The following is an 11,774-nucleotide window of genomic DNA, read 5'->3' as shown; positions in this document are numbered from 1 at the left end:
GATCCCAACCATGATGGATTTTCTACAGATCACCAATGACCCAGATCTGGCGCGCCGTTGCGATGCGCTGCCCGGTATGCGCTTGTTTGTCGATCTGGAAAGGAATGGCAAGGCCGCGCGCCAGGCAGGACGTAACACGTTCATCAGCACGCACCAACCCGAGGATGTAGGTCGTATCAAGGCTCAGTTGCGGCGGTCCCAGTTGATGGTGCGGGTGAACCCGTTGCACGAAGGCACGGCCATGGAGTTAGACACAGTGCTGGCGCAAGGTGCCGACTCGGTGATGTTGCCCATGTTCCAGTCCCCCGACGAGTTGCGTGCCTTCAGCCGTATCGTGGCAGGGCGGGCTCCTATCGTTGCGTTGCTGGAGACGGCGGGTGCACTGCATTCACTGGATGCTTGGGCGGATACCCCGGGGCTGTGTGAAGTGTTCGTGGGGCTGAACGACTTGCATCTGTCGCTGGGCTGCAGATTCATGTTCGAGCCCCTGGCGCAGGGGCTGCTGGACGGCGTGGCACTCAAGGCTCATGCGTATGGATTGCGCTTTGGTTTTGGCGGCATCGCACGATTGGACGAAGGGCTGCTTCCGGGCCGTGATGTGTTGGCTGAGCATGTTCGCTTAGGCTCACGAGGCGTGATTTTGTCGCGCACTTTTCATCGACCAGACGAATCGGGGGCTGCCGTGCACACCTTTGAGGCCGAGGTTGAAGCCCTGCGGCAGTCTGAGCAGACCTTGTCAACGCGTACGGCAGAGCAGGTCGTTGCAGACAGGCTACGTATCAGCAGTGTGATACGTTCTATTGCAACGTCCATGTTCGTGCGGACTGTAGAGGCAGTGGATTGAAGCGCGGCGTGGATATCGTGCTTTCCTTGGTGGCGCTGCTGGTCCTGGGCCCGCTGCTGTTGGTGGCTGCGCTGGCGATTGCTTTAGAAACGGGTTTTCCGGTTCTTTTCCGGCAGACCCGCCTGGGTCTGAATGGCCAAGAGTTCGGCATGTACAAATTTCGCAGCATGGTGAAGAATGCGGCTCAGATGGGGCCATATTTCACCGCTGAAAATGATCCGCGCATCACCCGCGTTGGCCGCTTCATACGCCGCACCAGCATCGATGAACTGCCTCAGCTATTTAATGTGCTTACGGGTGAGATGAGCTTAGTCGGCCCGCGTCCCGACGTGCCCGCTCAGCGCAGCCTATACACCGACGCTGATTGGGCGCAGCGTTGCAGCGTGCGACCCGGTATCACAGGGCTGGCTCAGGCCCTGTACCGGTCCGATTCGACAGAGGTGCAGCGGCTCGAAGCCGACCTGTGCTACACACGCGAAGCTTCGCTCTGGCTCGACCTGAAGATCTGCTGGTGGACATTCAAGCGCCTGGGCGGCCAGGGCGCGAACTGAACCATGTGCGGTATCTTTGGCTACTGGGATCGCATACAACAGTCGTTGGACGATAAAGTCCTGCGCGGCATGGCGCAAGCGCTGGTGCACCGCGGACCGGACGACGAAGGCATCCACCACCAGCCCCAGCGGGGTGTAGCTATCGGCAACCGGCGGCTGTCCATCATCGATCTAGGCGGCGGTCACCAGCCCTTTGTCAGCGACGACGGCTTGGTTGCCGTGGTGCAAAACGGCGAAATCTTCAATCACTTGGAGTTGGCCGCCGAGCTGCGCTCCCAGGGCGTGCGTCTGCGCACGCAGTCGGACACCGAAGTCATCCTGCGCCTGTACGAGCGCGAGGGCATCTCCTGCCTGAGTCGCCTGAACGGTATGTTCGCTATTGCCATCGACGATGCGCGCGAAGACGCGTTGTATCTGGCGCGCGACCGCATCGGCGTCAAGCCCCTGTTTGTGTACGACGACGGCCAACGTATGCTGTTTGGCTCTGAGCCCAAGGCCCTGTGGCCGGCCGTTCGGCGCAAGCCTGGTATGTGCCTGGAAGCAATCCATCATTACCTGACGTTCAACTATGTCCCTGCGCCGTGGACGGCCTACGAAGGCGTGTGCCATGTCATGCCTGGCACCTGGCACAAATACACGCGGGGCCGCCATGTGCAGACGCAGCGCTGGTGGAGCCTGGCAGACCAGCGTGAGCAAGACTTTGAGTTTGGCGATTGGTCCGATGAGTTCATGGCTTTGCTCGACGACGCCACCCGCATCCGCTTGCGTGCCGACGTACCCTTTGGCGCTTTCCTTTCGGGTGGGGTCGATTCGAGCACCATCGTCGGACTGATGGCGCGCCACGTGCGGGAGCCGGTCAAAACCTTTTGTATAGGCTTTGAAGACTTGCGCTACGACGAGTCGGCCTTCGCTCTACAGGCCGCCCAGCGTTTTGGTTGTGACCATACGATGGAAGTTGCCGAATTGAATATGTTGGCGCAGTGGCCCCGCGCACTGCATCACCTGGACCAGCCGCATGGTGATGCTTCTTTCATGCCCACCCTGCGCGTGAGCGAACTCGCGGCGAAGCAGGTCAAGGTGGTGCTGACAGGTGACGGCGGCGACGAACTATTTGCTGGTTACGACAAATATGCCCAGTTCTTCGCGCAGCCAGATGCACTGACTTTGCCGCAAACCGCGTTTGAGCGCAGTTACTTTGACAGTATTTCGCTATTCACTCCCAAGGCCAAGACCGCGCTGTATCGGTCAGAAGTGCGCGCGCAACTGGCTGGCGTCGACAGCTTCACTGCTGCGGCCCAACCCTGGTTCGAAGAGGCATGCCATTTTGACCGTATCAACCAGGCGCTCTACTTAGATATGCAGCTGCTACTGAGCGGTAACAACCTTGTCAAGCCCGACCGGATGGGTATGGCTGCGAGTATTGAGGCGCGCACACCATTCCTGGACTGGCGGATGATGCAGTTCGCCTTTCGCTCGCGCGGCGCGACCAAGCTATCGGCGCGGGGCGACAAAAAGCATTGGTTGAAGCGGGCGGCTGCACCGCTGATAGGTAACGAATTGGCGTACCGCAAGAAGCAAATGTTCACTGTGCCCATCGGTGATTGGTTCCAAGGCGAGTTGCATGGCTGGTTGCGTCAGACCCTGCAGGGCAGTGAAGTAATCGGACGATTGTTCGATCCCACAATATTGGGCTGTATGTTGGATCGGCATAGGGACGGCCAAGGTAACTTCACTCGGGAGCTACGTGCGCTGGCCGCGTTAGAAATTTGGAGTACTGCATGCTGAACTCGCAGACTCTGCCGCGCTTCCGCACGCGCGATCCGCGGCGAAGGGCTTTTTTTGTTAGCTATGGCGCTGGCCACATCGCCAAAATTGCGCCAGTGGTTCGCGAGTTGCGACGACAGGGCGTTGAGTGTTTGTTGATGGCACTCACGATTGGCTATCCGAAGGCTCGGCAGCTGGGACTTGAACCTATGGGCTATCGGGATTTCCTGCCCCTGCTAGGTCCTCGAATGGAGGAGGCACTATCGTGGGGAGATCGCCTGCTGGTCGGCAACACACATCCCGAAGTCGATTTGGAGGAAACGCGTTGCTACTTGGGTATCAACTTCTTGCAATGGGTTGATGCCGAAGGTGAGGTGGCCGCCCGCCTGCGGTATCAGCAGAGGGGTCGCCAAGGGTTCATGCCGGTCGATTTCATGGGGCGGGTGCTGGATGCTCTGCAGCCCGGCCTAGTCGTGGCTACCAGCACGCCTCGATCCGAGGAGGCAGCGATTCGTTCCGCAGTTAGTCGTGGTATCCCAACGCTCACGATGGTTGATTTGTTTGCGCCAGAGTCTGACCCCTTTCTCTACAGACCTGTGCATGCCCGGTGCATTACTGTCATCGCCACAGAGGTGCGTGAGAGATTCCTTGCCCACGGCCTCGCATCTAATCAGGTGTTTGTGACCGGTAGCCCCGATTTCGACGAACTTTTTGACCCTTGCGCTGTGGAGCAGGGTCGAGCTCTGAGGGCGAAGTTGGGCTGGGAAGGATTTCACATAGTGCTTTGGGCCGGGATACTTGAGCCGGATCACGCGACTTTTCCCGGCGCTGCTTTTGGCCTGGCCGTAGAGCAAGCTCTGCGAGCCTGGGTCAAGAATACGCCTCAGACCGGTCTGATCGTTCGCTACCACCCGGCTCAGTATCACGAGTTTGCGCGCCTAGCACCGCAGGAATGTGTGCACTTGAGTATCCCGAGGGTGGATCCGATTGCCCCCTTGCTGCAAGCAGCTGATACGGTGATCCACCAAGTTAGTACGGTTGGACTGCAAGCGGCCGTGCTCGGTAAGCGCGTACTCCACCTTGGGTTTTCCGCCTGGGTTCAGAGTGCCGACTTCGACTTGGGGAGTCTTGGCCCCAGTGAGTTGGTAAACAGCCTCGACGAGATTGCAACCATGCTCAACAATCGCCCAGCGCCAGCTGCTGACCGCCCTGTGTCTGTCCCTCAAGGGCCTGCTACACCCCGCATTGCCGAGCTGGCTCTACAACTTTTGAACTCTCCATGACGACAAAACTGACTGAGGAAGAAATTCGCCCGAAAAATTTGATGACGGGCCAGAAGGTCGCAGCACTTACCGACGTGGGTCGTCTTCTCACGCGCTACAGTGAATTCGTTGAGGTGGATTGCCCAGCGTGTGGCGTTCATCGACGTACAGCGCAGTACAGCAAAAATGGACTACGGTACGTTCGGTGTGAAGATTGCCAAACTCTCTATGTCTCACCCCGGCCTACAGCTGAAGTTTTGGCTTGGTTTTACCGCGACTCTCCAAACTACGCGTACTGGAATGCCCACATCTTCCCTGCATCGGAGGTTTCGCGGAGGACTCGGATTTTTGTGCCTCGGGTCAATCGCTTGCTGGAGATATGCGCCCGGCACCAGACCCGGACGGACTCACTACTGGAAGTCGGTGCGGGATTCGGTACTTTCTGTGCTGAGCTCATGTCGCGAAACGTTTTCAAGCGAGTCGTGGCTGTCGAGCCGACACCAGGGCTTGCCATCAGTTGCCGAGAGCGTGGCATTGAAGTGCTCGAAATGCCGATCGAGGAGGTCACTCTGCAGTCTACGGACTTGTTCGACGTAGTCGCCAGCTTCGAAGTTATCGAACACCTGTTTAGCCCCCTGGACTTTGCCCTGCAGATGGTTCGCTTGCTGCGCCCTGGCGGGCTGCTGTTGCTGACCTGCCCCAATGGACAAGGCTTTGACATCGAGACACTTGGCCCTGTGAGCGATACGGTTGATCATGAGCATCTGAACTACTTCAATGCCGCATCGCTTGAAAAAATGCTGCGGCGCGTTGGCTTGGACGTACTAGAGTCGTTCACCCCGGGTTTGCTGGATGCCGAATTGGTGCGCAACAAGGTGCTCGAAGGTTCATTCGACCTGAGCCATCAGCCGTTTTTGAAGAGGGTGTTGCTTGACGGATGGGAGCAGCATGGCCAAGCGTTCCAAGACTATCTGATAGCGCAAGGGCTTTCCTCAAATCTCTGGGTCTTGGCGCGCAAGCCAATTTGAGCAACTACCATATCCAGTCACACGAACAGGTCTTCGATGCCCCAACGCGTAGTTACTTTGGTGGACTTGCAAATCCAGAATATATTGTCAGTGACCCAAGCTCTGAATTTGGTGGGCGCGCGGGTGATAGTTGCACGCGATGCAGCCGCGATAGCGCAGGCTGACCTGCTGGTACTGCCGGGTGTAGGCTCATTTGCAGAGGCTTCGCGACGCTTGTTTCAAAGCGGGCTGGCGGAGGTGATTCAACACCATGCTTTAGAGCGCCAGCGTCCCGTTGTAGGGTTCTGTTTGGGCATGCAGCTGCTCGGAGATTCCAGCCAGGAGCATGGCGAACATCCAGGTTTGGGACTGATCCCAGGGCAGGTGGTCAGGTTGCGAGAAAAGCTGCCAGACCATCGCGTGCCAAATGTAGGCTGGCGCACGGTTCATTTGAACGAGTATTCAACGGCAATGCTACCAGCCGTTCTCGACGGCGCTAATTTCTACCATGTGCATAGCTACCACTTTGAGGTGAAGTCGCCTTCTCACTGCATCGGCACATCGCGTTTTGCTGAAGAAGACATCGCCAGCATTGTGGCTCGGGGTCGAGTGCTGGGGACTCAGTTTCACCCTGAGAAAAGCCAGGAGCCCGGCTTGGACCTCCTTCACGCACTAGTTTGTCACTTCCGCTGATCGAACATGAAACGCCTCATCCCGGTGCTACTGCTCAAGAACGGACTGATAGTACGTAGCCAACTGTTCAGTATCCATCAAAGCATCGGTAACCCTATGCACACGGTGCGTCGGCTCTCCAACTGGAACGTTGATGAGCTGATCTTGCTCGATATCTCTACCGAAGACCGCCATGACCTGCGTCGCGACGACCTCCAGGTGCAATACCAAGGCACCACCCTGCTGGGCTTGCTTCCTGAGATCGCCAAACTGTGCTTCATGCCGCTGGCGGTGGGAGGCGGCATTCGAGATATCGAGGCTATGCGCGAACGCTTTGCTGCAGGTGCAGACAAATGCGTCATCAACTCCGAGGCGGTGCGCAACCCTGCACTGCTGACTGAGGCCTCGAGGGCATTTGGTGCCCAGGCCGTGGTGGTAAGCATCGACGTGCTTCGCCATCGCGATGGTCGCTTGGAAGTGATGATCGACGGCGGTAGAACGCCGACTGGGCTTGATCCATTGGCGTGGGCACGCGAGTGTGAACAACGGGGCGCGGGCGAGATCGTGCTCAACTCTGTGGACCGCGATGGTGCTGGCACCGGCTATGACCTTGCATTGGTTCAGGCGGTTACAACGTCAGTATCGATCCCCGTGATTGCTTGCGGTGGTGTCGGCACATACGCTGACTTCGTGCCCGCTTTGAATGAAGCCGGCGCCAGTGCCGCAGCTGCAGCCAACATCTTCAACTTCTATGAGCTGGCTTACCCGCACGCCAAAAAAACTTGCATCGATGCGGGGGTTGCCATGCGGCCCGTGCAACTCGCCAACAAGTGGTTTACGCGTGAACCGCAATACGACTTTCAAATTGAAAAAGCCAAACTCGAGATGCGGATGAGCCATGCGCGCCAAGGTCTTTTCGCAGCGGCGCAGGATCCGCGTGAACGAAAGATGCGCTGGTGCACACAATGTCTGTATCCATCACTGAGTGCCACACCCATGGAGTACGACGCCAAGGGGTTGTGCACGGGTTGCCAGATGGCGCAGATGAAGACCGATTTCGGAGCCTCGGAATGGCAACGTCGCGGCACAATCCTGCGAGGAATTTTTGAACAAGCCCGTTCATCCGACGGAACGCGGCACGACTGCGTCATTGGCGTCTCAGGTGGCAAGGATAGCTACTTCCAGACTCACTACGTAAAGAACGTGTTGGGCTACAAACCGCTCTTGGTAACGTATTACGGCAACAACTACACCCCAGAGGGCGAATACAACTTGCGGCGCATGGCCGAGGTGTTCGATGTAGATCACATCATCTACAAACCCAGTGTGACCCTGCTGAAAAAGCTCAATCGCCTAGGCTTCCAGATTATGGGGGATATGAACTGGCACGGCCATATGGGTATCGCCACACTGCCAATGAAAATCGCTGCGTTGCATAAGATTCCTTTGGTAGTTTGGGGTGAGCACGGCTATGCCGACTTGTGCGGGCAGTTCTCCATGAACGACTTTGTTGAGTGGAGCTACCGCAATCGCCTTGAGCATTTTGGCCGCGGCTACGAGTGGAACTACATGGTGGGCTTCGAAGACATCACGGCGGCTGACATGGTGCCTTACCAGTACCCCAGTGATCAAGAGCTTTTTGACCTCAACCTCAAGGGTATCTACCTCTCTAACTATGTACCATGGGACGGTAACGCTAACAGTAAACTGGCTTCTGAGTTGTACGGTTTTGAGGCAGGCAACACGCCGTTTGAACGCACCTACCGCCGAGCGTCCAACCTAGACGACATGCACGAGAACGGCGCGCACGACTACATGAAATACGTGAAGTTCGGTTATGGCCGCTGTACAGATCACGCATCCAAAGACATCCGCAGTGGCGTACTATCGCGCGCTGAAGGCATTGCGTTGGCTCGGCATCACGACCCGGTCAAGCCGTTTGATGTGCAGCGCTGGCTGAATTACGTGGGTATGGATGAAACCACCTTCGATGCTATCGCTGACACCTTCCGGGACCCGCGGGTATGGTGGTTTGATGGTGGCTGGAGGAGACACGAGCTCAGTGACTAGGTGAATCGCTAGGCATTTTTTTCCACTTTAATCCGCTCTCAGGACATGCTGAACCAGTCCACCATACTCATCACCGGCGGCACCGGATCGTTCGGCCACACTTTCGTGCCCATGACCCTGGCGCGCTACAACCCTCGCAAGCTCATCGTTTACTCGCGCGACGAGATGAAGCAGTGGGAAATGGCCAAGTTGTTCCGGGGTGACGAACGAGTGCGCTTTTTTATCGGCGACGTACGCGACCGCGAGCGCATGTACCGGGCGCTGGATGGGGTGGATTACGTGGTTCACGCCGCCGCCACCAAGATCGTACCCACAGCAGAGTACAACCCGTTCGAATGCGTCAAAACTAACGTGAATGGTGCTATGAACGTGATCGATGCATGTATTGACCGGCGGGTCAAGGGTGTGGTGGCCCTGTCCACCGACAAGGCCAGCAGCCCAGTGAATCTCTACGGAGCGACCAAGCTCGCTTCTGATAAGTTGTTCGTTGCAGGGAATTCCTACGCTGGTGTCGATGGATGCAAGTTCTCGGTAGTGCGCTACGGAAATGTCATGGGTTCGCGCGGTTCGGTCATTCCATTCTTCCTGACACAGAAGGGTAAAGGATCTTTGCCAGTGACCGACGCGCGCATGACCCGCTTCATGATCAGCCTTGAACAGGGCGTGGAGCTGGTCTGGCACGCATTCGAGGACATGGAGGGCGGCGAGATCTATGTCAAGAAGATCCCGTCGATGAAGGTGACCGATATCGCCCTGGCGGTCGACCCTGAAGCACAGCACGAGATCGTGGGTATCCGTCCTGGCGAGAAACTGCATGAACAGATGATCAGTCCGGAAGACGCCTACTACACTTATGAATACCCGGAGCACTTCAAGATACTGCCCGCCATTCACAGCTGGCACGAGGACTTCAAGCGTATTAAGGACGGGCGGCGCGTGCCCGCAGGCTTCACCTACGCCAGTGACAATAACACCGAGTGGATGGACGTGTCCGCCCTGCAGGCCTGGATCGCCCAGCACCAGGACAAGATCGGCCGCATCTGATCCGGGCAGCGTCATGGACTTCATCCCCTACGCCACACAGTCGATCAATGAAGACGACTTGGCAGCAGTGCGCGAGGCTCTGACCTCGGGTTGGTTGACCCAGGGCCCAGCTGTGCCAAGGTTTGAGCAGGCTTTCGCGCAGCGGCACTGTGTAGCTCACGCGGTGGCCGTGTCCAACGCCACCGCCGGCTTGCACATCGCCTGCCTTGCTCTAGGTGCAGGTCCAGGTAAGACCGTGTGGACCAGCCCGAATACCTTCGTTGCCTCGGCCAACAGCGCGCTGTACTGCGGTGCAGATGTGGACTTCGTGGACATCGACCCCGTCACCCGGAACATGAGTGTGGCGGGCTTGGCTGTGAGACTGGAACAGGCCGAACGCGACGGCCGCCTGCCCGCCATAGTGATTCCGGTGCATTTCGGCGGCTTGCCCTGCGACCTCGTGCCCATGCGAGCGTTGGCGGACCGTTACGGTTTCAAGGTCCTGGAAGATGCGTCCCACTCTGTGGGCGCCCTTTACAACGGCCAGCCTATTGGGAGCGCATATGCCGACGCCAGCGTGTTCAGCTTCCATCCGGTCAAGATCGTGACCACCGGTGAAGGCGGCATGGTGACCACGCAGGACGCTGCGCTGGCGCGCAGTCTACAGCTGCTTCGGTCGCACGGCATCACGCGTGAGGTGTGTGAGATGGATCACCCTGAAACGGGTGCTTGGCACTACGAACAGCACAGCCTGGGCTTCAACTATCGGATGACGGACATCCAGGCCGCCCTGGGCCACTCGCAGCTACAGCGCATCGACAGCTTCCAAGCCGCCCGCGAACGTCTGGCCGAACGCTACGACCAATTGCTGGCTAAGCTGCCCCTGCGGCGGCCGGCCCGCGTGCCCGGCCCGGGCTCGACTGCCCATTCGTCCTGGCACCTCTACGTGGTGGAGCTGCTGCCGGGCCTTGGCGTGGCCGACCGCGCCACCGTGTTCACTCGTATGCGCGAGGCTGGCATCGGTGTCAATGTGCACTACGAACCGATTCCGCTGCAGCCGTACTATCGCGGCCTGGGCTTTCAGCCTGGCCAGTTCCCGGCCGCCGAGGCCTATGCTGTACAAGCCCTTTCAATCCCGCTTTACCCATCCCTGACAGATGTTCAACAGGACCGTGTGGTGGCGGCGCTGACAGCGGCCTTGCAGGCATGACCACACTGATCATCGTCCAGGCGCGCATGACCTCGACCCGACTGCCGGGCAAGGTGCTGCTGCCCTTGGCTAGCGAACCTATGCTCACGCGGCTAGTCGAGCGGCTGCGCCGAGTGCAGCGCGCCGACGGTATCGTCGTTGCCAGCACCACCAACGTGACCGACGATCCGATCGCTGGGCTGTGCGCGCAGCTGGGCGTTTCCTGCCATCGGGGGCTCGAACACGACGTGCTTTCCCGTTATGCCGACGCTGCACGACTGCACGGCGCCGACACGGTTGTGCGCGTCACCTCCGATTGTCCGCTGATCGACCCGGCGTTGATCGACCGGGTGATCAACGCCTATGAAGAGGGCTGCGGCGACTACGTCTCCAATATGCTGCCGCCAACCTGGCCATACGGCATGGCTGTGGAGGTGTTTAGCGAGGCTGTGCTGGCTCAGGCCCATGAAGAAGCCACCCAAGCGGCCGAGCGTGAGCACGTCACGCCATTTCTCTACTGGCGCCCCGAGCGTTACCGCCTGTGCAATGTTGCCAGCCCTGTGGACCTGAGCCAGCATCGCTGGACTGTGGATACCCCCGAGGACTATGCGCTCGTCAGTCGTTTGTTCGACCACTTGATGCCGACCAAGCCCTATTTCAATCAGGCCGACGTGTTGACACTGTTGGACCAGCACCCCGACTGGATCGCGCTCAACCAGCACATCATGCAGAAGCCAGCGAACGAAACCCAGACCGTCAAGAATAACCCATGACCTTCAAGACTGAGCAGGAAGCCTTCTGGGCCGGCGATTTCGGCACCGAGTACATCCGGCGCAACCAGGGCGATGCGCTGCTCGCCTCCAACCTCGATTTCTTCGGCAAGGCCCTGCGTCAGGCCAGCGGCTTTCGCAGCTGTATCGAATTCGGCGCGAACATCGGCATGAACCTCAGGGCACTTAAGCTGCTGCACCCTGGCATTGACGCCTACGCCATAGAGATCAACGCCGCGGCCGCGAACCAACTGGGCGAGGTCATCCCGTCGGCAAAAGTCTATAACACGTCTATCTTGGACTTCGTGCCTATGCGCCAATGGGACCTGACCCTTGTCAAAGGTGTGCTCATCCACATCAACCAGGAGGTGCTCCCCCAGGTGTACGACAAGCTGTTCGCCGCCTGCGGTCGCTATCTTCTGGTAGCTGAGTACTACAACCCGGTGCCGGTGGCCATTCCCTATCGTGGCCACGACGACCGTCTGTTCAAGCGCGACTTTGCGGGCGAGATCATGGATCGCCACCCGCAATTGCAACTAGTGGATTACGGCTTTGCCTACCGCCGCGACCCCAGCTTTCCGCAGGACGACATCACTTGGTTCTTGATGGAAAAGCGTTGACC

11 protein-coding genes are annotated in these 11,774 nt (G+C 58.5%); all 11 read left to right on the top strand.

Annotated features, from left to right (window positions below; all coding sequences use genetic code 11):
* Positions 1 to 10 precede the first annotated feature (10 nt).
* From ATF69_RS13005 to ATF69_RS12955, 11 genes are read left to right on the top strand one after another with little or no spacing between them, the layout of a single operon-like run.
* On the top strand, positions 11 to 844 hold the full coding sequence (locus ATF69_RS13005; RefSeq protein ID WP_146871228.1) for an aldolase/citrate lyase family protein: 834 nt from the start codon (positions 11 to 13) through the stop codon (positions 842 to 844).
* A gap of 8 nt (positions 845 to 852) precedes the next feature.
* On the top strand, positions 853 to 1,395 hold the full coding sequence (locus ATF69_RS13000) for a sugar transferase (protein WP_146871227.1): 543 nt from the start codon (positions 853 to 855) through the stop codon (positions 1,393 to 1,395).
* Positions 1,396 to 1,398: 3 nt separating this feature from the next.
* Positions 1,399 to 3,180 carry an asparagine synthase (glutamine-hydrolyzing) gene (gene asnB / locus ATF69_RS12995; protein WP_146871226.1) on the top strand — a complete coding sequence of 594 codons (1,782 nt, stop codon included), beginning with the start codon at positions 1,399 to 1,401 and terminating at the stop codon, positions 3,178 to 3,180.
* On the top strand, positions 3,174 to 4,442 hold the full coding sequence (locus ATF69_RS12990; protein ID WP_146871225.1) for a glycosyltransferase family protein: 1,269 nt from the start codon (positions 3,174 to 3,176) through the stop codon (positions 4,440 to 4,442). The genes asnB and ATF69_RS12990 overlap by 7 nt, the downstream gene beginning before the upstream one ends.
* Positions 4,439 to 5,449 (top strand): class I SAM-dependent methyltransferase, encoded by a 1,011-nt coding sequence (locus tag ATF69_RS12985; RefSeq protein WP_056747623.1) that lies wholly within the window; start codon positions 4,439 to 4,441, stop codon positions 5,447 to 5,449. Before ATF69_RS12990 ends, ATF69_RS12985 begins: the two co-directional genes overlap by 4 nt.
* Positions 5,450 to 5,485: 36 nt before the next feature.
* On the top strand, positions 5,486 to 6,121 hold the full coding sequence (gene hisH / locus ATF69_RS12980) for an imidazole glycerol phosphate synthase subunit HisH (RefSeq protein WP_146871224.1): 636 nt from the start codon (positions 5,486 to 5,488) through the stop codon (positions 6,119 to 6,121).
* A 6-nt stretch (positions 6,122 to 6,127) separates the two neighbouring features.
* Positions 6,128 to 8,170, top strand: coding sequence for an N-acetyl sugar amidotransferase (locus ATF69_RS12975; RefSeq protein ID WP_056747624.1), 2,043 nt, complete (start codon positions 6,128 to 6,130; stop codon positions 8,168 to 8,170).
* A 45-nt stretch (positions 8,171 to 8,215) separates the two neighbouring features.
* Complete coding sequence (gene pseB, locus ATF69_RS12970; RefSeq protein WP_146871223.1) at positions 8,216 to 9,214, top strand: UDP-N-acetylglucosamine 4,6-dehydratase (inverting); 999 nt, start codon at positions 8,216 to 8,218, stop codon at positions 9,212 to 9,214.
* Positions 9,215 to 9,227: 13 nt separating this feature from the next.
* The gene (gene pseC, locus ATF69_RS12965) at positions 9,228 to 10,403 is read left to right on the top strand and encodes a UDP-4-amino-4,6-dideoxy-N-acetyl-beta-L-altrosamine transaminase (protein ID WP_056747626.1); all 1,176 of its coding nucleotides are present in this window, start codon (positions 9,228 to 9,230) and stop codon (positions 10,401 to 10,403) included.
* The gene (locus ATF69_RS12960) at positions 10,400 to 11,155 is read left to right on the top strand and encodes a cytidylyltransferase domain-containing protein (RefSeq protein ID WP_146871222.1); all 756 of its coding nucleotides are present in this window, start codon (positions 10,400 to 10,402) and stop codon (positions 11,153 to 11,155) included. The genes pseC and ATF69_RS12960 overlap by 4 nt, the downstream gene beginning before the upstream one ends.
* A complete protein-coding gene (locus tag ATF69_RS12955; protein WP_146871221.1) occupies positions 11,152 to 11,772 on the top strand; it encodes a pseudaminic acid biosynthesis-associated methylase in 621 nt (206 codons plus the stop codon). Before ATF69_RS12960 ends, ATF69_RS12955 begins: the two co-directional genes overlap by 4 nt.
* Positions 11,773 to 11,774 lie beyond the last annotated feature (2 nt).

This window comes from Acidovorax delafieldii, from assembly GCF_007993815.1.
Classification (GTDB): Bacteria; Pseudomonadota; Gammaproteobacteria; order Burkholderiales; family Burkholderiaceae_C; genus Acidovorax; species Acidovorax delafieldii.
The sequence above is the reverse complement of the archived record's forward strand: the minus strand, read 5'-3'. Positions and strand labels throughout refer to the sequence as shown.

Coding starts and splice junctions, on each gene's coding strand:
- ATF69_RS13005 (WP_146871228.1), top strand. CDS start 11: ATGATGGATTTTCTACAGATCACCAATGACCCAGATCTGGCGCGCCGT.
- asnB (WP_146871226.1), top strand. CDS start 1,399: ATGTGCGGTATCTTTGGCTACTGGGATCGCATACAACAGTCGTTGGAC.
- ATF69_RS12990 (WP_146871225.1), top strand. CDS start 3,174: ATGCTGAACTCGCAGACTCTGCCGCGCTTCCGCACGCGCGATCCGCGG.
- ATF69_RS12985 (WP_056747623.1), top strand. CDS start 4,439: ATGACGACAAAACTGACTGAGGAAGAAATTCGCCCGAAAAATTTGATG.
- hisH (WP_146871224.1), top strand. CDS start 5,486: ATGCCCCAACGCGTAGTTACTTTGGTGGACTTGCAAATCCAGAATATA.
- ATF69_RS12975 (WP_056747624.1), top strand. CDS start 6,128: ATGAAACGCCTCATCCCGGTGCTACTGCTCAAGAACGGACTGATAGTA.
- pseB (WP_146871223.1), top strand. CDS start 8,216: ATGCTGAACCAGTCCACCATACTCATCACCGGCGGCACCGGATCGTTC.
- pseC (WP_056747626.1), top strand. CDS start 9,228: ATGGACTTCATCCCCTACGCCACACAGTCGATCAATGAAGACGACTTG.
- ATF69_RS12960 (WP_146871222.1), top strand. CDS start 10,400: ATGACCACACTGATCATCGTCCAGGCGCGCATGACCTCGACCCGACTG.
- ATF69_RS12955 (WP_146871221.1), top strand. CDS start 11,152: ATGACCTTCAAGACTGAGCAGGAAGCCTTCTGGGCCGGCGATTTCGGC.